This window comes from Streptomyces vulcanius (genome assembly GCF_042653945.1).
Taxonomy (GTDB): Bacteria; Actinomycetota; Actinomycetes; order Streptomycetales; family Streptomycetaceae; genus Streptomyces; species Streptomyces mangrovi.
In genome coordinates this window covers 1-24951 of the sequence record NZ_JBHSFK010000019.1, presented here as the reverse complement: position 1 = coordinate 24951, position 24951 = coordinate 1, and the positions used below count along the sequence as shown (strand labels likewise).

Genomic DNA, 24951 nt, shown 5'->3' with positions numbered 1-24951 from the left:
TCGCCGCTTTCCTCTGGGGGTCCTCCCATGCCTTCTTCCACCTATGACCGTCGGGCGTTTCTCGCCTCCGTGTTCGGCGTTGCCGCCGGTGTCGCCGGTCTCAGCGGCTGCGCCGAGAGCAGCGCCGCCACGAGTGCCGAGGGCGCCTCCGTCGCCCCGCTCGCCGACAAGGTGCCCGCCGGTACCAGTCTGAAGATCGCCTCCTACCAGAACACCCAGCAGTTGCAGTTCAAGCTGGCGAAACTGCCGAAGTTGCCTTTCACGGTGTCGAGTTGGGTGAACCTCGGGGCCGGTCCCGACATCATCAACGCCTTCCGGGCCAAATCCCTGGACCTCGCGAACAACGCCGGTATCCCGCCGATCCAGGCGCACTACCAGGGATTCGACGCGAAGATCGTCGCGATCAACGTCACCCGTAAGCCCAATTACCTCTTCGCCACCAAGCCCGGCAGCGACATCCACACCGTGGCCGGCTTCAGGGGGAAGAAGCTCGCCTTCTCGCAGGGCCAGGCGCAGGGTGTCGTCCTGCTGCGGGCGCTGAAGCAGGCGGGCATCGCGTACGGCGATGTCGAGCTGGTGCCGCTGACCAGCAACCAGTTCCTCACCGCCCTGCAGTCCGGCCAGGTCGACATCGCGCCGCTCGCCAACAGTCAGTCGCCCGCCTACCTCCAGCAGTACGCGGCCAAGGGCGCCCGCACCATCACCACCGACGTCGTCGACCTGCTGAACCTGCTGTGGGCGCCGGTGTCGGTGCTGAACGACAAGGCGAAGGCCGCCGCCGTCGCCGCGTACATCCCGCAGTGGGCGCGGGGCCAGGTGTGGACGTACGAGAACCCCGGCATCTGGAACGAGGAGTTCTACGTCAAGACGCAGAACCTGACCCTCGCCCAAGCCGAGGCGATCTCCGATCTCGCCAACAAGCCGCTGTTCCCGCCGAGTTGGGACGAGGCCGTCAAGTGGGAGCAGGAGACCGCGGATCTGCTCGCGGAGGGCGGCTTCGTGAAGAAGTTCGACGTGTCCTCGCTCTTCGACCACCGCTTCGAGTCCATCGCCGCCAAGTCCGTCGCCGCCGAGTACCGGAGTTGACCGCCATGACCACGACCACTCTGGGCACGGCTGCTGTCGCCGTCGCCGAAGAGCCTGTGCGCAGGCGCCGCCGGCGCGGCCTCGCCCCCGGCAGGCGGCTGCCCGCCACCCGGCTGGCCGGGCCCCTCGTCCTGCTCGCCCTGTGGGCCGCCGCCTCCGCCGCCGGCCGGCTGGACACCGGTGCGATTCCGGCGCCCTGGACGGTCCTGGACACCGGGGTCCGCCTGTGGACCGACGGGACCCTGCCCACCGACGTCCTCACCTCGCTCGAACGCGCCGCGTACGGCTTCGCGATCGGCCTCACCGCCGGAGTGGCCCTCGCGCTCGCCTCCGGGCTCAGCCGGACCGGGGAGGCGCTGATCGACGGGACCGTGCAGCTCAACCGGGCGATCCCCACCCTCGGTCTCATCCCGCTGTTCATCCTCTGGCTGGGCATCGGCGAGACCTTCAAGATCGCGATCATCGCGATCGTCGTCTACATCCCGATCTACCTGAACACACATGCCGCGCTGTCCGGCATCGACCACCGCTTCGTCGAACTCGCCGAGGTGCAGGGTCTGTCGAGGATCCAGTTCGTCCGGCAGATCGTGATCCCCGGAGCGCTGCCCGGATTCTTCGTGGGACTCCGGCTCGGGGTCACCGGGTCCTGGCTGGGCCTGGTGGTCCTCGAGCAGATCAACGCCACCAGCGGTCTCGGCTACATGATGTTCCAGGCCCAGAACTACGGCCAGTCGGACGTCATCCTCGTCGGCCTGCTCATCTACGGCGTCTTCGGTCTGATCTCCGACAGCGCGGTCCGTCTCGTCGAACGGAGGGTGCTGTCGTGGCGCCGCACACTGAGCAGCTGACCCGCTCCACCGCCGTCCGACTGCGCGGCCTGACACGGTCGTTCGACGGACGTACGGTCCTCGACGGCATCGACCTCGACATCCCCTCCGGACAGTTCGTGGCCCTTCTCGGGCACAGTGGCTCCGGCAAGTCCACCCTGCTGCGGGCTGTCGCGGGCCTCGACCACGAGGTCACCGGGAGCGGCCGGCTCACCGCCCCCGAACGCGTGTCGGTCGTCTTCCAGGACTCGCGGCTGCTGCCCTGGCGCCGGGTGCTGGACAACGTACTGCTGGGCACCGACGGCGAGGACAAGGGCCGCGCGGCCCTCGCCGAGGTGGGTCTGGCCGGCCGTGAGCGGGCCTGGCCCAACGAGCTGTCCGGCGGCGAGGCCCAGCGCGCCGCACTCGCCCGCTCCCTCGTCCGTGAGCCCGAACTCCTCCTCGCCGACGAGCCGTTCGGTGCGCTGGACGCGCTGACCCGGATCAAGATGCACGCCCTGCTGCGGGAGTTGTGGGAGCGCCACCGGCCCTCCGTACTGCTCGTCACCCACGACGTGGACGAGGCGATCGTCCTCGCGGACCGCATCCTCGTCCTCGAACAGGGCCGGATCGGTCTCGATCTGACCGTCGACCGCCCCCACCCTCGCTCGTACCGCGACCCACTGCTCAGCGAATACCGAGAGCGCCTCCTCGCGGCGCTCGGTGTCACGGAGGACCACAAGTGACCCGTCAACTCCACCTCAACGCCTTCCTGATGACCACCGGCCACCACGAAGCGTCCTGGCGGCTTCCGGAGAGCGATCCGTACGCGCATGTGCGCCTCGAGCACTATGTGCGGCTCGCCCGGGCCGCCGAGCGCGGTACCTTCGACTCCCTCTTCCTGGCCGACGGACCGCAGTTGTGGAACAGCGTCGCCCAGCGCCCGGCCGGCGCGCTGGAACCGCTCACGCTGCTCACCGCGCTCGCCACGGCGACCGAGCACATCGGTCTGATCGCCACCGCGTCCACGTCCTACAACTCCCCCTACAACCTGGCCCGCAAGTTCGCCTCGCTGGACATCATCAGCGGCGGCCGGGCCGGCTGGAACATCGTCACCACGGCAGGGGCGGAGGCCGCCCGCAACTTCGGCCTCGACGCGGAGCCCGCGCACGCCGAGCGGTACGCCCGGGCCGCCGAGTTCCTCGACGTGGCGCTGAAGCTCTGGGACAGCTGGGAGGACGACACCATCCTCGCCGACAAGGCGGCGGGTGTCTGGGGCGACGACGCGAAGATCCACCCGCCCGGGCACAGAGGCACGTACTTCAGTGTCGAGGGTGCCCTGAACGTCCCGCGTACACCGCAGGGTTACCCGCTCCTCGTGCAGGCGGGCTCGTCCGAGGACGGCAAGGCGTTCGCCGCCCGGTACGCGGAGGCGGTGTTCACCGCGCAGCAGACGCTCGCCGACGCGCAGGCCTTCTACGCCGACCTCAAGTCCCGTACCGCACAGGCCGGTCGGGACCCCGAGCACATCAAGGTGCTGCCCGGCATCGTCCCGGTGCTCGGCTCCACGGAGGCAGAGGCGCGGGCGAACGAGCAGGTGCTGGAGGACCACATCGTGCACGAGCACGGGGTCGCCCACCTGGAGCGCCTGCTGCAACTGCCCACCGGCACACTGGAGTTGGACGCACAGGTGCCGGCCGACCTGCCCTCCGAGGACGCCGTGGAAGGCGCGAAGAGCCGCTACACCCTCGTGGTGGGGCTGGCCCGGCGCGAGCGGCTCACCGTACGGCAGCTGATCGGGCGGCTCGGCGGCGGGCGCGGGCACCTCACCTTCGCGGGCACGCCCGAGCAGGTCGCCGACGCGATCGAGACCTGGTTCACGCAGGGTGCCGCCGACGGCTTCAACATCATGCCGCCCGTGCTGCCCTCCGGCCTCGACGCCTTCGTCGACCACGTCGTCCCGCTGTTGCGCGCCCGCGGCCTGCTCCGCACCGAGTACGGCCCCCGCCAGACCCTCCGGGAGCGCTACGGCCTCCCCCGCCCCGCCAACCAGTACGTCCGCACCCCCGCTCCCGCTCCCGCCCTCGTCTGAAAGGACCCGGAACCATGACGCTCGACATCCGCAAGGCCACCGCCCACATCGGCGCGCACGTCTCCGGCGTGGACATCTCCCAGCCGCTGGACGAGGGCACGGCCGCCGCCCTGCGCGAGGCCCTCAACGTGCACAAGGCGCTGGTCTTCGACGACGTCCGCCTCGACGACGCGGGCCAGCAGGCCTTCGCCCGCCACTTCGGCGACCTCACCACCGCCCACCCGACGGTCCCCGCGGTCGACGGCGCGCCGAACGTGCTGCCCGTCGACAGCGAGCAGGGCAGCGCCAACCACTGGCACACCGACGTCACCTTCGTCCTCAACCCGCCCCAGGCCAGCACCCTGCGCAGCATCACGCTCCCGCCGTACGGCGGCGAGACCCTGATCGCCAGTTCGGCCGCCGCCTACCGGCAACTCCCGCAGCCGCTGCGCCAGTTGGCCGACACGTTGTGGGCGGAGCACACCAACGACTACGACTACGCGGTCCCGGAGGAGGACGTCGACGAGGAACGGGCCGCCCAGCGGGCCCGGTTCACGTCCATCAAGTACCGCACCGCGCACCCGGTGGTCCGCGTCCACCCGCTGACCGGTGAGCGCGGCCTGTTCATCGGCGGGTTCGCGCAGCGGATCGTCGGTCTGTCGACCGGCGAGTCCCGCAAGCTGCTCGACCTGCTCCAGTCGTACGTCGTCCGGCCCGAGAACATCCTGCGGCACCGCTGGTCCGAGAACCAGCTGGTCCTCTTCGACAACCGGATCACCCAGCACTACGCCGTCGACAACTACGACCGCCAACCCCGCCGGCTGCACCGGGTGACGGTCGCCGGTGACGTGCCGGTCGGCATCGAGGGCAAGGAGAGCTACTCGATCGAGGGAGACGCCGCGCACTACACGGCCGTAGCGGCCTAGGCACAGTCCGTACCGGGTAAGTGGTCCGAGTGCCTGTGGATCGCGCCTGGCCGCGGCCTGATCAGCTCTGGGCCTCGGCCTGCCATTCAGTGAGATATTCGCGGTTCGCCGTGATGAACGGGTGCTCCACGCCGAGCACCCGTTCACGGCGCTCGATGACCTCCCTGATCACCGCGACGGCCTCGTCGAACCGTTCCAGGCCATGGGCGATCCGAGCCTTGAGACACAGGGCGGAGAGGCTCAGGGGGTGATCAGCGCCCTGGAGGCGGACGTAGTCGGCCAACGTCCGGCGCGCCAAGGGCTCGGCTTCCTCGTAGCGCCCCAGGACCCGCAGGCCCTCGGCATAGTTGTGTCGGGCGACCACTGTCGTCAGATGGTCCGGTGGAAGGGCCCGTTCACAGACGCTCAGGAGTTCGGCAGCCTCGGGTTCGAACTCCTCCTCCATTCCGACATATGGCAGCAGTTCGATGATGTTCGTCCAGGTGTACAGCGTTTCCGGGGCCTCATCCCCCAGCACACGTCGCTGGCCGTCGAGCGCGCGGCGGGCCCAGTGTTCGGCCTCCTCGCCCCGCCCGGTCAGGAACAGCGGCCACGTCAGGCCGTAGCAACTGCGCAATGTGTCGGGATCGTCCGGGCCCAGGACGGCTTCGCGGCGTTCGAGGACCGAACGGTGTAGTGCCTCGGACTCGGCGTAGTGGCCCATCCTGTTGAGAGCCATGGCTTCCGTGTGCCGGGCTTCCAGGGTGGTCCGGCTCAGTGGACCCAGCACTGTCTCGCATCGATCCGCGATGCCGGGAGCGAGTTCCAGAGCAGCGGCGAACTCGCCTGCATCGAACACCTGACGCACCGTCCGCACCGCCAGCGCGGCCGACCGTTCACTCGGGGCCCTCTCCAGCAGGCTTCTGGCGTGCGGTGCGAGCAGGGCGAGACGGCCGACGGTATCAGGCGTCTCCGCCCCTTCCTCGGGGAGAGCCGCTTCCAGAAGCTCCGCGGTCGCCGCTGTGAGGACCGAGCGTTGTCCCTCCGGCACCCGTGCCGCCACGCTGTCCAGCAAAACCCCGTGCGCTCGAACGCATCGCGTCCCGTCCGCGTCGACCAGCTCGACGAGCGAGTGGTCCAGCAGCGCGCGCAGTGCGGGCTCCAACTTTGCTGCCGTCCAGGCGGGTTGCAGCCCTTCTGCCACGATGTCGCCCCGCGCCACGGGAGCCAACAGGCTCAGCGGCACCGGATCCGCAGCCAGCAGGGACAGCAGCCGCAGCAGCGCCGTCGCCTCCGGCAGCCCCTGTCCCGCCAGCGCGTCCAGGGACAACTGCCAGGTCTGGCCCACCAGATGACGAGACTGACTACCGCCGTACCCGGCCGCACCCCCGTCCACGATCGCCGTCGACTCCTCACCGAGCTTGCGGTCGTACTCGTCCATGGACCACGACTCCAGGAGTTGGTGAGCCAGATGGGATCCAGCGAGGGTGAGCGCCAGCGGAAGTCGGCCCAGACGTTCAGCCACCCTCCGCGCCGATTCCAGATCTCCCGCGTCCGGAGCCAGGTCGCACAGAACCTGTGCCGCGTCATCCAACGGCAGGAGGCCAAGGGCGTGCCGACGCACACCGGGCACCCGCCACAGCGTGGACGTGGCGTGTCGGGTGGTGACCAGTACCGTTCCCCGCGTGCTGACCCGCAGCCATGCCCCGTCCTCCAGGACCGTCGGGTCGTCGGCGTTGTCGAGGACGAGTAGCCAGGGCTCGGACGAGCGGTCGAGGTAGTGCCAGACCAGGTCCGCCGCCGCCCGCTGGCCCGCCGCCGCGGCCGCCAGTTCGCCTGCCGCCGCGCCCTGGTCGCCCGCTACGGCCAACAGACCGGCACGCAGGGACATCCGTTCGGACGCGTTGACCCAGAAACCGACGCGGCTCCGGTCCCGCACCGCCTCGGTGAACAGCCAGTACGCCAGCGCGGTCTTGCCGCAGCCGCCCATTCCGTGCACGACGTGGACTTCACCGCCGGGCCCGGCGACGGCTGCGCCGAGCACCTCACGTAGTTCCTCGCGGTTGCGCAGGACGCCCGGCACTCGGCCGACCAGCGGCATCCGTACGGAGTCCGGTGCGTCGGGTCCGGCCGTCGTCGACGACACGAGCCGACGCCCGAAGAGCGGTCCGCCCGCACCGGCGTCGTAGTGATGGTGGTGTTCCTCGATGTACTGGTCGCCGGAGGTCTGGAAGATCCGTCCCTGCCCTGACGCCCGGGCTCCCAGATCGCTCATCGCTCGGTGATGTGCTGATCGCGTCCGGCCTGGTAGGCCCGGCCGCTTCCGGAGACCTCGGCGCGCAGTCGCACATCGACCGACGCCCGCTGGTCCGGCAGCTGCGGAGTCAGCTCCGCAAGGATGCGGCGCAGTTCGTCGGCGACCTCGGGGCGAGCGACCAGGAGTCGGCGGATCCTCGCCTGCCATTCGCCGGCCAGTTCGGCCTCGGTGTCGGTGTCCCCCGACCGCTGGGCCAGCAGCAGGTCGTCGCGGGCGGCATCGAGTTCACCGACGACGGCCTCGGCGCGGTCCGGCTGGAAGCGCTGCCAGAGCGAGACCAGGCCCTCCCGGGCGGATTCCCAGGCCTGACCGGCCATCAGAGTCACCATCGTCGTGCCCGCCGTCCTGGCGAGTTCAGCGATCTCGGGTCCCAAGGTCGCCCCCCTTTCCACCAGTTCCGATAGTAGGTCGCCCTCCCCCGGTCTGGCACGAGCGTTGCGCGCGTCCGGACCCCACTTCCACAGTCTTGCTGATAACTTGCTGTTGCAAGTATGTTGCAATAAGAGGCCGGAGGGGACCCCACCATGCCCGTCTACACGCTCCCGGAACTGCCGTACGACTACGCCGCGCTCGCCCCCGTGATCAGCCCGGAGATCATCGAGCTGCACCACGACAAGCACCACGCGGCCTACGTCAAGGGCGCCAACGACACCCTGGAGCAGCTCGCCGAGGCACGGGACAAGGAGCAGTGGGGGTCGCTCAACGCCCTGGAGAAGAACCTGGCCTTTCATCTGTCCGGGCACATCCTGCACAGCGTGTACTGGCACAACATGACGGGCGACGGCGGCGGCGAACCGCTGGAGAAGGACGGCGTGGGAGAGCTGGCGGACGCCGTCGCCGAGTCGTTCGGCTCGTTCGCGAACTTCAGGGCGCAGCTGACCAAGGCGTCGGCCACCACCCAGGGCTCCGGCTGGGGCGTGCTCGCCTTCGAGCCGCTCTCCGGCCGTCTCATCGTCGAGCAGGTCTACGACCACCAGGGCAACGTCGGCCAGGGCGCCACCCCGGTCCTGGTCTTCGACGCCTGGGAGCACGCCTTCTACCTCCAGTACCGCAACCAGAAGGTGGACTTCATCGAGGCCATGTGGGCGGTCGTGAACTGGCAGGACGTGGCGAAGCGCTACGAGGCCGCGAAGTCCCGTACCGATGTGCTGCTGCTCGCCCCCTGAGCGGGCCGTGAAGCGTCCTGCCTCGTGATCGTCTTCTCACCCTTCACGAAGGCGGGCGGAAAGACGGAGAGCCCCCGCGAGGACGTGACTCGCGGGGGCTCTGCCGTGTCCGCGCTCAGGGCTTGCGGCCGACCGCGCCGTGCTGCCCGACCGGTGTGAGCGACGCGCCCTGCTCCGGGCGCCACAGCGGTACCGACACCACACCCGGCTCGACCAGCTCCAGGCCCTCGAAGTAGCCCTCGATCTGCTCCACCGGACGCAGGAAGTAGGGCACCGCGCCCGTCTCGTTGTAGGCGTCCTGCGCCTGCTCATAGGCCGGGTCGGTGCCGCGCGAGCCCTCGTTGAGGGAGAGGTAGCTGCCGGAGGGCAGGCCCGCCAGCAGTCCGCGCACCAGGGCGCGGGCCTCGTCGTACTCGGTGACATGGCCGAGGATGCCGCTGAGGATCAGGGCCGTCGGCCGGGTGAGGTCCAGCGTCCGCGCCGCCGCCTCGAGGACGCGGTCGGGGTCGTAGAGGCTGAGGTCCTCGTAGGCGGTCACGCCCTCGGGGGTGGAGGTGAGCAGGGCGCGGGCGTGCGCCAGGACCAGCGGGTCGTTGTCGACGTACACGATCTTCGATGCGGGGGCGAGGCCCTGAGCGACCTCGTGGGTGTTGTCGACGGTGGGCAGCCCGGTGCCGACGTCGAGGAACTGGCGGACGCCCGCCTCCTGGACCAGGTACCGGATGCTGCGGCCGAGGAAGGCCCGGCTGCTGCGGGCGATGGTGACGATGCCGGGGAAGACGGCGGTGTAGGCGTCACCGGCCGCCTCGTCCACGGGGTAGTTGTCCTTGCCGCCCAGCCAGTAGTTCCAGATGCGGGCCGAGTGGGGTACCGAGGTGTCGATCTCCGTCATGGGAAACATGGTGCCCCCGCGAGGGCCGCTCGCGGGGGCCATCCTGCGCAGGAGTTGTTACAGATTGCTGAAGTCAGGGCCCTTGGTTCGGGTGCGCTTGATCTCGTAGAAGCCGGGGACGGAGGCGACCGCGACCGTGCCGTCCCAGAGGCGGGCCGCCTCCTCGCCCTTGGGGGCGGGGGTGACCACGGGCCCGAAGAAGGCGATCTGCTCGCCGTCGGGGCCGGGCACGGCGATGACCGGGGTGCCGACGTCCTGGCCGACCTTCTCGATGCCCTCCTTGTGGGAGGCGCGCAGCTGGGCGTCGAACTCGAAGTCCGACTGCTCGGCGTAGTCGATCAGGGAGGCGGGCAGGCCGACGTCCTCCAGGGCGCCCGCGATGGCCTCCAGGGTCGGGCCCTCGCCGTTGTTGTGGATACGGGTGCCGAGCGCGGTGTAAAGGGGGCCGAGGATGTCGGCGCCGTGCAGCTGCCAGGCGGCGGTGACCACACGCACCGGCTGCCAGGCCTTGACCGCGAGCATCTCGCGGTACTCCTCCGGCAGCTCGTCGAGCTTGTCCTCGTTGAGGACGGCGAGGCTCATGATGTGCCAGCTGACCTCGATGTCACGGACCTTCTCGACTTCCAGGACCCAGCGGGAGGTCATCCAGGCCCAGGGGCACAGCGGGTCGAACCAGAAGTCGACGGGGGTCTTCTCGGACATGTCTCTCCTCGGGAGAAGTCGGGTTCAGCGTGACAACGCCGACGCCCCATCCGCAATTCCCGACTGCCCGGTGTCAGGTGCACATGGCAGGATCGGCCCTGTCCACGACCATGTGCGCTGTACCGAGGGAGTACCCCGTGCCCGGTGAGAACCTGTCCCGCGACGAGGCCCGGGAGCGGGCCGCCCTGCTGTCCGTCGACGGGTACGACGTGTCCCTCGACGTGCGGTCGGCGATCACCGACGAAGAAGAGGGACCGCGCACCTTCCGCTCGGTGACCACGATCCGCTTCCGCTGCAACGAGCCGGGCGCGTCGAGCTTCGCGGACCTGATCGCGCCGAGCGTGACCGCGGTCTCCCTCAACGGCCGGGACCTGGACCCCGGCGAGGTCTTCGACGGCACCCGGATCCTCCTTGAGGACCTGGCCGCCGAGAACGAGCTGGTGGTGGACGCCCTGTGCGCCTACTCCCGCACCGGCGAGGGCCTGCACCGCTTCGTCGACCCGGAGGACGGCGAGGTCTACCTCTACACGCAGTACGAGCCGGCCGACTCCCGCCGGGTCTTCGCCAACTTCGAGCAGCCGGACCTCAAGGCGCCCTTCCGCTTCGAGGTGCGGGCGCCGGAGGAGTGGACGGTGTGGAGCAACGGGGCCGGCGCGCGGGCCGACGGGGTGTGGCGGTTCGCGGAGACGAAGCCGATCTCGACGTACATCACCTGTGTGGTGGCCGGTCCCTACCACTACGTGACGGACTCCTACACCCGTGACCTCGGCGACGGCACCACGCTGGAGATCCCGCTCGGCGCGATGTGCCGCAAGGGCCTGGCGCCCTACTTCGAGGCCGAGGACGTCTTCCTGATCACCAGGCAGGGGCTGGACTTCTTCCACGACCACTTCGACTACCCGTACCCGTTCGGGAAGTACGACCAGGCGTTCGTGCCCGAGTACAACCTCGGCGCGATGGAGAACCCGGGTCTGGTGACCTTCCGCGAGGAGTTCATCTTCCGGGGCAGGGTGACCCGGGCGGCGTACGAGGGACGGGCGAACGTCATCCTGCACGAGATGGCGCACATGTGGTTCGGCGACCTGGTCACCATGGAGTGGTGGGACGACCTGTGGCTGAAGGAGTCCTTCGCGGACTTCATGGGCGCCTTCGCCCTCGTGAGCGCGACCCGCTTCACCGACGGCTGGATCACCTTCGCCAACCGCCGCAAGGCCTGGGCGTACCGCGCCGACCAGCTGCCCTCCACCCACCCGGTCACCGCCGACATCCGCGACCTCCAGGACGCCAAGCTCAACTTCGACGGCATCACCTACGCCAAGGGCGCGTCCGTCCTCAAGCAGCTGGTGGCGTACGTCGGCCAGGACGCGTTCCTGGAGGGTGCGCGCCGCTACTTCAAGCGGCACGCGTACGGCAACACGCGCCTCGGCGATCTGCTGGCGGTCCTGGAGGAGACCAGCGGCCGGGACATGGGCACCTGGGCCCGCTCCTGGCTCCAGACGGCCGGCGTGAACTCCCTGACCCCGCAGGTGCTGCTGAACGCGGAAGGCCGTATCGACGAGCTGGCCGTCCTCCAGGAGGCGGCTGTGATCGCCCCGGCGGAGCACCCGGAGCTGCGCCCGCACCGCGTCGCCGTCGGCCTCTACCGCCTCGAAGAGGGCAGGCTCGTGCGGTACGCCCGCGCCGAGGCGGACGTCGACGGTCCGCGTACGCTCGTGACGGAGCTGGCCGGCCAGCCGGCCCCGGAGCTGGTGCTGGTCAACGACGACGACCTGACGTACTGCAAGATCCGGTTCGACGACACCTCGCTGGCCACGCTCAAAGAGCACCTGGGCGCGATGACCGACCCGCTGGCCCGCGCCCTGTGCTGGTCGGCGCTGTGGAACATGACGCGGGACGCGCTGTGGCTCGCCCCCGACTTCATCGACCTGGTGCTGACGTTCGGGCGCCGCGAGAGCGACATCGGCGTGCTGCAGATGCTGCACGCGTGGTCGGTCTCGGCGCTGGTGAACTACTCGCCGCAGTGGTGGCGGCCGAACGGCGAGGCGATGCTGGCCGAGATCGCGCGGCGGGATCTGCGGGGGGCCGCGCCGGGCAGCGAGCACCAGCTGGCCTGGGCCCGGTTCCTCGCGTCGGTGGCCTCCTCGCCGGAGGATCTCGCGCTGCTGCGCGCCCTGCTGGACGGCACCGAGAAGATCGACGGCCTGGAGGTCGACCAGGAGCTGCGCTGGGCGTTCCTGGAGCCGCTCGCGGCGCACGGCGCGGCCGACGAGCGGGTGCTGGCCGCCGAGCTGGCCCGCGACGACACCGCGTCCGGCAGGCGCCACCAGGTCCGCTGTCTGGCCGCCCGTCCCACGGCGGCGGTGAAGGCGCAGGCGTGGGCGCAGGTGGTGGAGTCGGACGCGCTGTCCAACGCCCTGGTGGAGGCCACGATCGCGGGCTTCGTCCAGCCGTCGCAGCGGACGCTGGTCGCGCCGTACACCGCGAAGTACTTCGAGGCGATCGAGCGGGTGTGGCGGGAGCGGTCGATCCAGATCGGCATGGACGTGGTGCGGGGCCTGTTCCCGGCGTATCCGCTGGACCAGGACGCGCAGGCGACGCTGGAGGTGACGGACGAGTGGCTGGCCGCGCACGAGTCGGCCGCTCCGGCCCTGCGCAGGCTGGTCATCGAGGCGCGGGACGACCTCGCGCGGGCGCTGCGGGCCCAGGCAGCTTTGGCCAAAGACTGAGCCGCCGGTGACCGTTACGGAATTCGTTCAGTAACACCCGTAACCCCTGGACCGCCCCGTGCGGACCAGGGGTTACGGCGCCCTATCGGCACCCGAACACCCGTCCTTTAGTGCCACCTTGTCCAGATTTGTCGACGAGCGTGTAACAGCGGTTAAAGGACGGATCGGACGCGGAATCCCCGTTGCATGAACCACAACACCCCGCTCCCCCCGGCCTCCCCCCAGCCGCTGCGCCACCTCTCCTCCGACGTCCAGCGCCGGGTCCTGACGGCGGCTCAGCTCCGCTCGCACGGCGTCTCACCCGCCGGGGCCAGCGAGCAGTGCCGCCCCGGCGGCCCCTGGCAGCAGCTCCTGCCGGGCGTGTACGTCCTCCACGCGGGGCCGCCGACCAGCGAGGAGCGGCTGCACGCGGTGCTGCTGTACGCCGCCCGCGATACGCCGGTGGCCGCCGGGGTGCCGGCCCAGCCCGACGCCGAGGGTTCACACGGGGCGATGATCACCGGCCTGGCCGCGCTCACCCTGCACGGGTTCACCTCCGCTCCCGCGCTGCTCTCCCTCGAGCAGATCGACGTCCTCGTCCCCCGGCCGCGCCGGCTGCGCTCGGCGGGCTTCGCCCACGTCATCCGTACGGCATGCCTCCCGACCCCGCAGCAGGCGACGGGACTGCCGGTCGCTCCCGTGCCGCGGGCCCTGGCGGACGCGGTGTCCCGGCTGACGGACGCGGCGACGGTACGCCGGCTGCTGTCGGAGGCGGTGCGCGGCGGGCACTGCGAACCGACCGCCGTCGTACGGGAGTTGCACGAGGCGAAGCTGCTGAGCCGGCCGCACGTGGTGGACGCCGTGGACTCCCTCCTGGCGGAGGGCCGCGCGATCGCCGAGAGCCGCCTCTACCGGATGGTGCGGGAGTACGGCCTCCCCGACCCGGTCTGGAACGTCGACCTGCGCCTGCCCGGCGGCCCGCACCTGGGCGGCCTGGACGCCTACTGGCCCGAGCAGGCGGTCGCGGTGGAACTCGACACGCGCGCACATCGTCAGGAGGACGACGCGCTGTGGTCGGAGTACGCCCGCAAGCGCGAGCACCTGGAGCGGCTGGGCATCACGGTCGTGTACCTCACCCCGAAGAAGCTGCGGGACGGGATGGAACAGCAGGCGACGGTGATCCGCACGGCCCTGATGGCGGCCGGGGACCGCGATCCCGCCGCGTATGTCGTGGTGCTGCCTCGTTAGGTTGAACTCATGAGACTCCGGGGTGTGTTACTCGCGCTGTTCCTGCTGCCGCTGCTGTGGGGAGTGATCTCCCTGCTGCGGGGCGGGGCGTCGTACGGCATCCCGGACTGCGACGGCCTCCTGCGCAGCGACCGTGAGGAACCCCACGACATGCGGCCGGGCGACACCTGCGAGCTCTCCTACTCCGACGAGCGCAACGGCTCGGCGGGCACGGCGACGTACCAGCAGCTGAAGTACGCGCAGGAGCTCGAGCGCGGGAGTCTCTACCGCCAGGGGACGCTGTTCACGCTGTACGGGGCGGCGGGCATCGGTGTCGTGACCGCCGCCACCTGGAAGCGCAAGCCCGCTGCCTAGCCGTCCTCCGACAGCCGGACGCGGTCGACGCTCCCCGCGTACACCTGGTCGATCAGGGCCGCGTACGACGCGATCATGCGGGTTCTGCTGAAACGTTCCCGGCTCGCGGCGAGCGCCGGGGCGAACTCGTCCCGCCGCATCACCGCCTCCGTCCAGGCCGTCGCGATCGCCGTCGGGTCCGGCGGGGTCAGGAGGCCGTGGCCCGCCACGATCGCGGCGGTGTCGCCGACCTCCGTGGCCACCGGGACCGCGCCGCACATCATGCCCTCGATCAGGCACAGCGGGGCCGCCTCACCCCAGGCGGAGGTCAGCGAGACCACGTCGGAGGCGGCGTACACCGTCTCCATGTCGTGGCGCACGCCGAGGAGGTGCAGGCGGGACGGCAGTCCCGGCGCCCCCGTGAAGGCGTCCGCGATGTCGCCCGCGAGGCCGGGATTCGCCGTCGTCATGCCCGCCCCGCACATCAGGACGTGCCCGTCGGGGACGGCGGCCAGCCACGCCCGGGCCGCCGCGAGGAACAGGGGGACGTTCTTCATGCCGTCGTAACGGGCCGCGAAGACGACCACCGGGGCGGCGAGGGGGATGTCCAGGGCCGTGCGGACCGCCAGGCGGCGCGGCGCGTCCGGGCGGTAGCGGATCAGGTCCACGCCGTTGGGGATCACGTGCAGCAGATCCGCCGGGACGCCCGCGGCCCGGTACGCCGACCGGGTCGACTCCGCGCAGCACACCGCCGCCGCGACCGTGCCGTCGGTGATCGCGGCCTTGAGGTCGTCGAGGGCGCGGCCCTGGTTCTCCGGGTCGGAGCGGTGCAGGCAGACCACGACCGGCCGGCGCGGCAGGCCCCCCTGGCGCAGCAGGGCCAGGGGCTGTTCCTTGAGGGAGAGGATGACGTCCGCGTCGGCCGTCGCCCGGGCGGTATCGGCCAGCTCAGGGCCGCTGAAGGCGGCCGGATCCGTACCGCCGAGGCCGAACGTACGGCCGAGCGAGGCGACGCCCACGTCGGCCGCGGTCAGCGCCCGGTAGCAGGCGTCGTCCTCCATCCGCTGGCGGGTGGCCTCGCGGTGCACCTCGCCGTGGATACTCAGTACCCGGTGGTGCTGGCCGCCTTCCCGCAGCCCCAGCACCACGTCACTGTGCACGATCCGGGCCCCTCCGGAGAAGAAGCCCTCGTAGACCGACAGCACACGCAGTTCGCGTCCCGTACGCACACGATCACCCGCCTTGCACCGTTAACAAGCCATCCCCGTGGAGTGCGGGTTAGCCGATATAAGGCGGTACAGACGTTTCACCGGCGTGAACGTGATGTCACATGTCCTCGTACGGTGGATGACCCACCGAAGCGTCAGCCGCCGGCCACCGGATGATCAGTTTTTCTTCAGCACCAGCTCCGTGTTGCGGTCCTTCGGCTCCCCGCTCAGCCGGGATCCGTCGGGGAGGGAACGGGCGTTCGCCGAGAGCTCCCGGTAGAGGGCGGCCAGGCCGGTCTGGGAGAGGTCGGTGAAGTCGGTGCGGTGCGGGGCCGCGGACTCGATCAGGGTGGTGTGGATCGAGAGGGTGCCGTCCTTGTTGTCGACCAGCTCGATCACCCGGGCCAGTTGCGGGAACTCCACGTGGGACGCCGTGGAGATCTCCCAGAAGGTGCCCGCGGAGCCCTGGTGGGGCGTGATGTCGTTGCGGTGGATGTGGCCGTTCACCCAGGCGACGACATTGCGGTGGCTGCCGAGCAGGGCGGTCAGCTCGGCGCCGTTGTGCCGCCGCTCCCCCGGACGGGCCGGGTCGGGCCGGGTGTTGGACATGCTCTCGCTGGTGTGGTGGCTGAAGACGACGGCGTACGTGTCCTGGTGGGCGCGCAGCGTCGCGTCCAGCCACTTCAGCTGGGCGGTGCCGATCGAGCCGTTGTAGTGGCCGCCGGGGTCGGTGGTGTCCAGGCTGATCCCGATGACGTTCTCGCCCATCGGGAACGTGTAGTACTGGGTGCCGGCGGCGAGGTTGGCGGCCGTGTAGCCGTGACCGACCGGACCCACACCCTTGTATGCCGGGTCCAGGTGCGCCTGGACGTGCTGGACCGGGGTGTAGGGGGCGCGGCGCTCGTCGGGGGTGACCGAGCGCATGGCGCGGGTCTTGGACTTCAGCAGGTCGCGCAGGACCGTGCCCCTGGGGTCCCGGTCCTGGCTGATGCTCTGCTGGACCCTGGTGGCCTCGGCGGGGGCGAGTTCCATCAGTTTGCGGCCGCCCACGGCGAACTCGGCGAGGTAGCTGTCACCGTGCGCGTAGCAGCCGAGCGGCATCGCGTCGTGGTTGCCGACCGTGGAGTACCAGGGCAGGGCGAGCCCGGGGCTGCGCACCTCGCGCATCGCGGCGGCGAGGAAGCCGTCCAGCTGCGGGAAGCCGCGCTGCTTGTAGAGGTCGCGGGTGGTGGAGTCGGGCTGCCAGTACAGGTTGATCCCGCTGTTCTGGACGCCCTCGTAGTGCCGCGGGTCCCCGGAGTTGGGGGTGATACGGCCGCCGCTCATCACCGTCAGGTACCAGTCCAGCTCGGTGTGCGCGTTGTTGTCGGTGTTGTCGCCCGTGGTGATGACGCAGTCCAGCGGGGAACCGGTGACGGGCGCGGCCCGCAGCGAGTTGACCCGCTCGATCAGCGACACCGCGCCCTGCACTGTGAGCGCCTCGTGCGGACGCCAGGCGATCTCGCTTGCGGCCCGGAAGTACTCCAGGCGCAGCGGGTGCTGACTGTCGATCAGATGCAGGTCGGTGAGCTGTACGAAGGACGTGAGCGTCGTACGGCGGCCCGCCCGGCCGGACTTGGCGGCGGCCAGGTCGCCCCGGACGACCCGGCTCCAGCCGGCGGCGCTGCCGAGGCGGCGGTAGGAGCCCGCCCCGGGGGCGGCGACGGAGGCGACGGTGGTGCCCTTGGTGTAGGGGGCGAGCGGCGCGGCGGCGGCCGGCACGGCCGGGGCCGGGGAACCGGAAGGGGACTGGGCCGGGATCTCCGCGGGCGCCGCCTCGCTGTCGGTGGGCCGCAGGGCGTAGCCGACGCCCACGGAGACGGAGACGGCCGCGGTGGCGGCGAGGACGGTACGACGGTCGACCCCCAGCGCGGAGGACGTGACAGAGCGTGTGCGCGACATGGCGCCTTCTCCCCGAGTACGAACGCGTCGGCAGTGGACGCGGGACGGTCGCAGCCGCGAACGTCCCGCTCTCATCGGATGCTCGACACCGGGAATGGCCTGCGCGTGAACGCGTTCGCAACGCGGAGCGCCGATCGCCTACGTGGATCACGGCCGCCGCCGGGGGCCTCCTGGGCGCCCTCGGCTGCTCCTCGACCGGCCCGGAGGCCGTCACTCCGTGTTCATCTACCGGGGTAACCGGAGGGGCACGGGAGGGGGCGCTACGCCTCGTCCGGCACGGACACCCGTCCGCTCACCGGGCGTTCCCGCCACAGCGTCAGGGCGATGTCGATCAGCCCGACCCGGGGAAGCCCCGTCACCGCGTCCAGGTCGTGCCAGGCGGCCATGTCGGTGGATCCGCCGACCTCGTTGCGCAGTTCGCCGCCGACGATCCGGCCCTCGTAGACGATCCGGACGCCGTGGTGGTCCACGGGGCCCGTCAGCCCGTCGCGGGCGAAGACGTGGTGGCGCGAGTCGATGCCGAGCAGGCCGGTCGCCTCGACGCGGTAGCCGGTCTCCTCGGCCAGTTCGCGTACGACGGTGTCGAGGGGATCCTCGCCGTGCTCCATGCCGCCGCCGGGCAGCACCCACTCGAAGCCGCCGCCGTCCGCGGGAGAGCGGGCGAGCAGGACCTGGCCGTCACGGACGCAGACGGCATAGGCCGCCACCCTCAAGTTCTTGCGCACGCGGGCACGTTAGCCCGCCGGGACCTCCACAGACAGCGAATAACCCGCACACAGGGTTCTCGTAGAGGGTTTTCCCCACGGATCCATATCGTTTCGGTCAACGCTCCCCAAACAACCTCCCCTTGCGCAAAGATCTGCGGTCATCGAGGACCACTTCCAGACGTTTGCGATCAGGCATGACCAGCCCGGTCGCCCGTGGTCCGCCACCGACAAGGGATGCCGATGACCTTCACCCCCCAGCGCGCACCGATATCGAGTGGGAGACGCGCGGCGCGCATAGCCGTGGCCGCCGGTCTGGTGGCCGCGCTGTCCGCCGCCGGGCCGATCCCCATGGCGTTCTCCGCCGACGCCGGGCAGTCCCCGGCCGCCGCCGACCCGGGCGCCAAGTCCGCCCACGCCAAGCTCGGCTCCGACGACGCGAACCTGCTCGCCGAGGCCAAGGCCGACGGCGACAAGACCGTCACGATGATGGTCGCGACCGCGCCGGGGCAGACCGAGCAGGTCGCCGAGCAGCTGGACGCGGTGAAGGGCGGCATCCTCGGCCGCACCTTCGACAAGGTCGGCTACGTCCGCGCCACCGTCCCCACCGGGAAGGCCGACGCGGCCATCGCCGCCGCCGCGAAGCTGTCCTCGGTGCACGGCATCGACCTCGAGCAGGACATCCCGCTGGACGACCCGACGCCGAGCGCCGACACCGCCAAGGGTGCCAAGACCTCGGCCACGGCGACGACGACGTACAAGGCGCCGAACAAGCGGACCCCCGCCAAGAACCCGTACAACCCGTCCTTCGAGACGGGCGCCGTCGACTTCGTGAAGAAGAACCCGAAGGCGGACGGCCGCGGTGTCACCATCGGCATCCTCGACTCCGGCGTGGACCTCGCGCACCCCGCGCTGCAGAAGACCAGCACCGGCCAGCGCAAGATCGTCGACTGGGTGACCTCCACCGACCCGGTCTCCGACGGCGACGCCTCCTGGCGCCGGATGCTCACCTCGGTGAGCGGCCCGCAGTTCTCCGCGACCCGCGGCGACACCGGTGCCGCCGAGACCTTCAAGGCCCCGGCCGGCACCTACAAGTTCAACTACTTCTACGAGTCCGTGACCGCCGGCGGCGACGAGCAGGGCGACGTCAACCGCGACGGCGACACCACCGACGCCTGGGGCGTGCTCTACGACGCCGCGGCCGGCACCGTGCGCGTCGACAACGACGGCGACCACGACTTCACGAACAACAAGCCGATGAAGCCGTACAAGAACGGCTACCAGGTCGGCTACTTCGGGACCGACAACCCGGCGACCGACGTCGCCGAGCGCATCCCGTTCGTCGTCGAGACCCGCAAGGACGTCGTCTACAACGCGGCCGGCGACAAGGCCGACTACGTCAACATCGGCATCATCTCCAGCGAGCACGGCACCCACGTCGCCGGCATCACCGCCGCGAACGGCCTGTTCGGCGGCAAGATGAACGGCGCCGCCCCCGGCGCGAAGATCGTCTCCTCGCGCGCCTGCGTCTTCGGCCCCGGCTGCTCCAACGTCGCGCTCACCGAGGGCATGATCGACCTCGTCGCCAACCGCGGCGTCGACATCGTCAACATGTCGATCGGCGGTCTGCCCGGCCTGAACGACGGCAACAACGCGCGCGCCGAGCTGTACACCCGCCTCATCGACACCTACGGCGTCCAGCTGGTCCTCGCGGCCGGCAACGAGGGCCCCGGCGCCAACACCATCGGCGACCCCGGCCTCGCCGACAAGGTGATCTCGGTCGGCGCGTCGATCGCCAAGGAGACCTGGGCCGCCAACTACGGCTCGCAGGTGACGAAGAAGTACCAGCTGCTGCCCTTCTCCTCGCGCGGCCCGCGTGAGGACGGCGGCTTCACCCCGACGCTGGTCGCACCGGGCGCCGCCATCAACACCACCCAGACCTGGCTGCCGGGCTCCCCGGTCGCGGAAGCCGGCTACAAGCTCCCGGCCGGCTACTCCATGCTCCAGGGCACCTCGATGGCCTCCCCGCAGGCCGCCGGTGCCGCCGCGCTGCTGATCTCGGCCGCCAAGCAGAAGCACATCGCCCTCACCCCGGCGAAGCTGCGCACGGCGCTCACCTCCACCGCCCACCACATCACCGGTGTGCAGGCGTACGAGGAGGGCGCGGGCCTGATCGACATCGTCGACGCCTGGGCCTCCATCAAGAAGGGCGCCAAGGCCTACGACTACACGGTCAAGGCCCCCGTCGACACCGCGCTCGACTTCGCGCTCAAGACGCCCGGCTTCGGCACCGGCGTCTACGACCGCGAGGGCGGCCTGAAGACCGGCCAGAAGAAGACCTACAAGGTCACCGTCACCCGCACCACCGGCGCAAGCGGCAAGATCACCCACAAGCTGCGCCTGGTGAACAACGCGGGCAGCACCTTCAAGATCCTCGGCTCGACCACGCTGAAGCTGGCGAAGAACAAGCCGGTCACCGTGAAGATCCAGGCCACCCCGAAGTCCGCGGGCATCAAGAGCGCGATCCTGACGGTCGACGACCCCAAGACGGTCGGCGTCGACAAGCAGATCCTCAACACGGTCGTCGTCTCGACCCCGGTGAAGTACACCTTCTCCAAGAAGGCCACCGTCCAGCGCAACAGCTCGCAGTCCTACTTCCTGACCGTGCCCGAGGGCGCCAAGGCGCTGGAGGTCGCGATCGGCGGGCTGAAGGGCAAGAGCCAGACCCGGTTCATCTCGATCCACCCGTACGGCGTCGCGGTCGAGGACAGCGGCACCCCGTACTGCTACAGCAACTACCCCAACACCAACGGCTGCGCGCCCGACGCCCGCTCCTACGCCGACCCGCAGCCGGGCGTCTGGGAGATCGAGGTCGAGTCGCGCCGCACCTCACCGCTGCTCGACAACCCGTACAAGCTGGACGCCACCGTCTACGGCGCCACCTTCGACCCGGCGACCGTGACCATCCCCGAGGCCAAGGCCGGCCAGCCGGCTCCCGCCTCCTGGAAGGTGAGGAACGACTTCGCCGCCGTCGACGGCAAGCTGGTGGGCGGCCCGCTGGGCTCCGCGAAGACGGCCCGCCCGACCATCGCCAACGGCGAGGACCAGACCACCACGGTCGAGGTCCCCGCGGGCGCCAAGTCCCTCGACGTCTCCATCGGCAACGTCTCGGACACGGCCGCCGACCTTGACCTGGTCGTGTACGACGCGGCCGGCGACCAGGTCGGGATCTCCGCCGACGGCGACTCGGAGGAGGCGGTCTCCATCCCGTCCCCCGCCGCCGGCACGTACACCATCGTCGTCTCGGGCTACTCGGTCCCGGCCGGGACCACGGCGTACGACTACGAGGACGTGTTCTTCTCGTCCACGCTCGGCACCGTCGACGTCGACGGCACGACGCCGGTGAAGCTGGCCCACGGCGCCTCGACGTCCGTCAGCGCGACGGTCACCGCCGCGGCGGCCCCGGCGGCGGGCCGGTCGTTCTTCGGCCAGGTCCAGCTGGTGAACGCGCGCGGCACGGTCGCGGGCGCGGGCACGGTGGCGATCGGCACGGTCGTCCCGTAACACCCGGAAGGCAGTGAAGTGAGAGGGGCGGGCGTCCGTACGGGACGCCCGCCCCTCGCCGTTCCTACTCGCAGCCCAGGTTCTCCGCCCGGGGCAGGGCCCGGGCGAGCGCCGTCCGCTCGGGCGCGATGTCGACCTCGCCGACCGTCAGCAGATCGGGTCCGCCGGAGCCCTCCGGGAGGGCGACCAGGACGTGGTCGCCCTTGGAGAGGAGCGGGTCGAGGTCCTCCCCCATCACGAAGTCGACCGTCGCCGGCCCCTTCGCCGGTTTGTACGACCGTGTCACGCGCAGGGTGACCCGCTCCCGACCGTTACCGGCGACCGGCGCGACGGAGGTCACGTCACCCTCGACGACCAGCCGGAGGCAGGCGAGGTAGCCGGGGTCGCCGAGCGGACTGCCGGAGACCTGGGACGCGCCGCTCTCCGCCTTGTCGGCGGCGGAGCTGGAGGCGCCCGTGTCGTCCGCGCCCCCGCCCGCCTGGACCACCAGCCACCCCATGCCGACGACCATCGCACCGGCGGCGGCGACGCCCACCGTCTTCAGGGCGAGCGGGAGGAGGGGGCGCCGGGGCCGTCGCAGAGGTACGACGGTCTCCTCGGCCGTCTCCGTCAGGACGTCCGCGAGCACGCCGAGCTGTTCGCGCAGCAGGGCGATGTCGGCCGTCGCCGCGCGGTGCTCGGCCAGGAACGCGGCATCCTCGCGGGCCTCCTCGGGCAGGGGTTCGTCGGTGAGGGCGGCCATCAGCGCGTCCAGGCCGCCGCGGCCGTCGTGTTCGTTCTTCTGACCGGGCACCTCACACCACCTCGTCCTCGTGCAGGCGGGCGCGCAGGGCCCGGACCGCCGTGTGCAGGCGGCTCTTGACCGTGCCCTCCGGGACGCCGAGCTCCTCGGCGATCGAGCGGACCGGCAGATCGGCGAAGAAGCGCAGGACCACGACCTGGCGCTGGGCGTCGGGCAGGTCGTCCAGGCCCTGGGCGACGGCGAGGGAGAGCACGCTGGTGTCCTCCCCGGAGGGGTGCTCGTGCTGGCGCAGCGACGCCAGCCGCTCGCCGAGACGCTCCTGGCGGCGCTTGGCGCGATGCCAGTCCATGGCCAGGTTGGAGGCGACGACCGCCACCCAGGCGGAGACGTCCCGCGGCGCCTCGTACCCCTTCGCCGCCCGCTCCAGCAGCCGCAGGCGGATCTGCTGTACCCCGTCCAGCAGATCCGCCTGCGGCACCCCGCCCAGCGCGAGCACCGCCCGCACCCGGCGTTCCAGGGCCGCGTCCAGAGGATCGGCGTGATCGTCCCCGTGGGCACGGCGGGTCTTTCTGCGCAGCACAAGCCACCCCCCATCACCGCGTTTCTTCTACGACGCCGCAGCGGGCGGAAACGTTCGTCGGAATCCCGGCGGATTCCTGCGGATTCCTGGGGAGGTGTACGTCACACGGTCCCGTGTCCCACTCCTCGAACATGGTGGGCAAAGAATTGGACAGGTTGACCGGGGTCGGCCGCATGATGGAAAAGCCGCAGACACGCAGAGAACACGTAGAGGGAGTCGCCGTGAGGGTCGGAATCGTCGGAGCCACCGGGCAGGTCGGCACGGTCATGCGCGGGATCCTCAAGGAGCGCGACTTCCCGGTCACCGAGCTGCGCCTGTTCGCCTCGGCCCGTTCGGCGGGGACGGTCCTGGACGGCGTGACGGTGGAGGACGCGGCGACGGCCGACTACGCGGGCCTGGACATCGTGCTGTTCTCGGCGGGCGGCTCGACGTCGAAGGCCCTCGCGGAGAAGGTGGCCGGGCAGGGCGCGGTCGTCATCGACAACTCGTCCGCCTGGCGCAGGGACCCCGAGGTCCCCCTGGTCGTCTCCGAGGTGAACCCGCACGCGATCGCGGACCGCCCCAAGGGCATCATCGCCAACCCGAACTGCACGACGATGGCCGCGATGCCGGTGCTGAAGCCGCTGCACGCCGAGGCCGGCCTGGAGGCGCTCGTCGTCGCCACCTACCAGGCGGTGTCCGGCTCGGGCCTCGCGGGCGTGGCGGAGCTGCACGGCCAGGCGCAGAAGGTCGTCGCCGACGCGGACAAGCTCACCCACGACGGCGAGGCGGTGGACTTCCCCGAGCCGCAGGTCTACAAGCGCCCCATCGCCTTCAACGTGGTCCCCCTCGCGGGCTCGGTCGTCGAGGACGGCCTGAACGAGACCGACGAGGAGCAGAAGCTCCGCAACGAGTCCCGCAAGATCCTGGAGATCCCCGGGCTCAAGGTCTCCGGCACCTGTGTGCGCGTCCCGGTCTTCTCCGGCCACTCCCTCCAGGTCAACGCCCGCTTCGCCCGCCCCCTGTCGCCGGAGCGCGCGACGGAGCTGCTGGCCGGGGCGGAGGGCGTCGTCCTCACCGACATCCCGACCCCCCTCCAGGCGGCCGGCAAGGACCCCTCCTACGTGGGCCGCATCCGCGCCGACGAGACGGTCGACCACGGCCTCGCCCTCTTCGTCTCCAGCGACAACCTGCGCAAGGGCGCGGCGCTGAACGCGGTACAGATCGCGGAACTGGTGGCGCAGGAGCTGAGGGGCTGAGCGCGGGCGCGCAGAGTCCCGCTTTACCAGCGCCTGACCTCGTACAGGAAACACCCGTACTCGACGGCCCTGACGTGCACGAACGCCACGTCGGGGTCGTCGAACGCGTCCCGGAAGGCCCGCTCGAAGTCTCCGGCGCCGACCAGTTCCCCGCCGAGGATGTGTCCCTGGGCGGAGTAACGCCGGACGGTCCGATGCTCGCCGTGGAAGGGATATCCGTCGTCGGCCGGCCCCGCACACGCCTCGGCGTGGATGAACACGGGCCCCTGCTCGTCGTACGCCCCCGGCTCGGCGCCCGTCTCCGCCGCCCATCGCCGCAGCGGCGCGTACGACACCAGCATGATCCGCTCCCCCTCCTCACTGCGGCGCAGACAGCACCGCAACGGCGCGCCGCCCTCGTCGTCCCTGACGGCTTCCGTCCGCCGCCCGGCGTCATCACGCATCCGGAGCGCGTCGAGCACGTGCGGCGGGATGGCCTGTACGCAGCCCACACCCTGTGTCTGATTCCGTGTCGCAGTCATGGGCCCAGCCTTGCCTCCGGCCGCATCGAACACTGGCGGATTCCGGACACGAAGTCCCATGCCGGGTGGACTGGGGGCCGCGTGGCCCGGGTGGCCCGGGTGGCCCACCCACCCAACCAACCGAGTCGGGTGGGTGGGTGGGTGGGCAAAGGGGGGTCCGGGGGCGGGGCCCCCGGGGGGGCGCCTTCTGGAGTACCGAGACGGGTGGGTGGGTGGGGGGAG

The 24951-nt window shown here is 70.8% G+C and carries 21 protein-coding genes; 11 read left to right on the top strand and 10 right to left on the bottom strand.

What is annotated here, in order from left to right:
* Positions 1-27 precede the first annotated feature (27 nt).
* The 5 genes from ACFPIH_RS27355 to ACFPIH_RS27335 are packed head-to-tail and all read left to right on the top strand — an operon-like array spanning position 28 to position 4889.
* Positions 28-1086, top strand: coding sequence for an ABC transporter substrate-binding protein (locus tag ACFPIH_RS27355; protein ID WP_381173164.1), 1059 nt, complete (start codon positions 28-30; stop codon positions 1084-1086).
* 5 nt (positions 1087-1091) lie between these two features.
* Positions 1092-1934: an ABC transporter permease gene (locus tag ACFPIH_RS27350; protein WP_381173166.1), complete on the top strand. Its 843-nt coding sequence runs from the start codon at positions 1092-1094 to the stop codon at positions 1932-1934.
* Complete coding sequence (locus ACFPIH_RS27345) at positions 1910-2638, top strand: ABC transporter ATP-binding protein (RefSeq protein WP_381173168.1); 729 nt, start codon at positions 1910-1912, stop codon at positions 2636-2638. Before ACFPIH_RS27350 ends, ACFPIH_RS27345 begins: the two co-directional genes overlap by 25 nt.
* Positions 2635-3984, top strand: a complete 1350-nt coding sequence (locus tag ACFPIH_RS27340; RefSeq protein ID WP_381173170.1) for an LLM class flavin-dependent oxidoreductase — start codon at positions 2635-2637, stop codon at positions 3982-3984. The genes ACFPIH_RS27345 and ACFPIH_RS27340 overlap by 4 nt, the downstream gene beginning before the upstream one ends.
* 14 nt (positions 3985-3998) lie before the next feature.
* Positions 3999-4889 (top strand): TauD/TfdA dioxygenase family protein, encoded by an 891-nt coding sequence (locus ACFPIH_RS27335; RefSeq protein ID WP_381173172.1) that lies wholly within the window; start codon positions 3999-4001, stop codon positions 4887-4889.
* Between the two features lie 61 nt (positions 4890-4950).
* On the opposite strand, the gene ACFPIH_RS27330 is transcribed toward ACFPIH_RS27335, so the two are convergent.
* Both ACFPIH_RS27330 and ACFPIH_RS27325 read right to left on the bottom strand, forming a co-directional pair.
* Positions 4951-7143 (bottom strand): tetratricopeptide repeat protein, encoded by a 2193-nt coding sequence (locus tag ACFPIH_RS27330; RefSeq protein ID WP_381173174.1) that lies wholly within the window; start codon positions 7141-7143, stop codon positions 4951-4953.
* Positions 7140-7559 (bottom strand): hypothetical protein, encoded by a 420-nt coding sequence (locus ACFPIH_RS27325; protein ID WP_381173176.1) that lies wholly within the window; start codon positions 7557-7559, stop codon positions 7140-7142. The genes ACFPIH_RS27330 and ACFPIH_RS27325 overlap by 4 nt, the downstream gene beginning before the upstream one ends.
* Positions 7560-7709: 150 nt before the next feature.
* Between ACFPIH_RS27325 and ACFPIH_RS27320 the strand changes: the two genes are divergently transcribed.
* Positions 7710-8351 (top strand): superoxide dismutase, encoded by a 642-nt coding sequence (locus ACFPIH_RS27320; RefSeq protein ID WP_381173178.1) that lies wholly within the window; start codon positions 7710-7712, stop codon positions 8349-8351.
* A 115-nt stretch (positions 8352-8466) separates the two neighbouring features.
* Here the strand turns inward: ACFPIH_RS27320 and ACFPIH_RS27315 are convergent, their stop codons facing one another.
* On the bottom strand, positions 8467-9243 hold the full coding sequence (locus ACFPIH_RS27315) for an SAM-dependent methyltransferase (RefSeq protein ID WP_381173180.1): 777 nt from the start codon (positions 9241-9243) through the stop codon (positions 8467-8469).
* 57 nt (positions 9244-9300) lie between these two features.
* Entirely contained in the window at positions 9301-9945 is a 645-nt protein-coding gene (locus ACFPIH_RS27310; protein ID WP_381173182.1) for a mycothiol-dependent nitroreductase Rv2466c family protein, read from the bottom strand.
* A gap of 137 nt (positions 9946-10082) precedes the next feature.
* Here ACFPIH_RS27310 and pepN point away from each other — a divergent pair, with 137 nt between their 5' ends.
* From pepN to ACFPIH_RS27295, 3 genes are all read left to right on the top strand, one after another.
* The gene (gene pepN, locus ACFPIH_RS27305) at positions 10083-12671 is read left to right on the top strand and encodes an aminopeptidase N (protein WP_381173184.1); all 2589 of its coding nucleotides are present in this window, start codon (positions 10083-10085) and stop codon (positions 12669-12671) included.
* 186 nt (positions 12672-12857) lie between these two features.
* The gene (locus ACFPIH_RS27300) at positions 12858-13898 is read left to right on the top strand and encodes a hypothetical protein (protein ID WP_381173186.1); all 1041 of its coding nucleotides are present in this window, start codon (positions 12858-12860) and stop codon (positions 13896-13898) included.
* 9 nt (positions 13899-13907) lie between these two features.
* Positions 13908-14252, top strand: coding sequence for a hypothetical protein (locus tag ACFPIH_RS27295; RefSeq protein ID WP_381173187.1), 345 nt, complete (start codon positions 13908-13910; stop codon positions 14250-14252).
* Here the strand turns inward: ACFPIH_RS27295 and ACFPIH_RS27290 are convergent.
* From ACFPIH_RS27290 to ACFPIH_RS27280, 3 genes are all read right to left on the bottom strand, one after another.
* Positions 14249-15436 carry a glycosyltransferase gene (locus ACFPIH_RS27290; protein ID WP_381173365.1) on the bottom strand — a complete coding sequence of 396 codons (1188 nt, stop codon included), beginning with the start codon at positions 15434-15436 and terminating at the stop codon, positions 14249-14251. The genes ACFPIH_RS27295 and ACFPIH_RS27290 overlap by 4 nt on opposite strands.
* A gap of 180 nt (positions 15437-15616) precedes the next feature.
* Positions 15617-17380 (bottom strand): TIGR03767 family metallophosphoesterase, encoded by a 1764-nt coding sequence (locus ACFPIH_RS27285; RefSeq protein ID WP_381173188.1) that lies wholly within the window; start codon positions 17378-17380, stop codon positions 15617-15619.
* Positions 17381-17640: 260 nt separating this feature from the next.
* The gene (locus tag ACFPIH_RS27280; RefSeq protein WP_381173190.1) at positions 17641-18105 is read right to left on the bottom strand and encodes an NUDIX hydrolase; all 465 of its coding nucleotides are present in this window, start codon (positions 18103-18105) and stop codon (positions 17641-17643) included.
* A gap of 222 nt (positions 18106-18327) precedes the next feature.
* Between ACFPIH_RS27280 and ACFPIH_RS27275 the strand changes: the two genes are divergently transcribed.
* Positions 18328-21648 (top strand): S8 family serine peptidase, encoded by a 3321-nt coding sequence (locus ACFPIH_RS27275; RefSeq protein ID WP_381173192.1) that lies wholly within the window; start codon positions 18328-18330, stop codon positions 21646-21648.
* 64 nt (positions 21649-21712) lie between these two features.
* On the opposite strand, the gene ACFPIH_RS27270 is transcribed toward ACFPIH_RS27275, so the two are convergent.
* Together ACFPIH_RS27270 and ACFPIH_RS27265 are read right to left on the bottom strand one after the other, a co-directional pair.
* Positions 21713-22441, bottom strand: a complete 729-nt coding sequence (locus ACFPIH_RS27270) for a hypothetical protein (RefSeq protein ID WP_381173194.1) — start codon at positions 22439-22441, stop codon at positions 21713-21715.
* 1 nt (position 22442) lies between these two features.
* Positions 22443-22970 (bottom strand): RNA polymerase sigma factor, encoded by a 528-nt coding sequence (locus ACFPIH_RS27265; protein WP_381173196.1) that lies wholly within the window; start codon positions 22968-22970, stop codon positions 22443-22445.
* Between the two features lie 221 nt (positions 22971-23191).
* Here ACFPIH_RS27265 and ACFPIH_RS27260 point away from each other — a divergent pair, with 221 nt between their 5' ends.
* Entirely contained in the window at positions 23192-24208 is a 1017-nt protein-coding gene (locus ACFPIH_RS27260; RefSeq protein ID WP_381173198.1) for an aspartate-semialdehyde dehydrogenase, read from the top strand.
* Between the two features lie 23 nt (positions 24209-24231).
* Here ACFPIH_RS27260 and ACFPIH_RS27255 read toward each other — a convergent pair whose 3' ends face one another.
* The gene (locus ACFPIH_RS27255) at positions 24232-24651 is read right to left on the bottom strand and encodes a DUF1203 domain-containing protein (protein ID WP_385877691.1); all 420 of its coding nucleotides are present in this window, start codon (positions 24649-24651) and stop codon (positions 24232-24234) included.
* Positions 24652-24951: the final 300 nt, after the last annotated feature.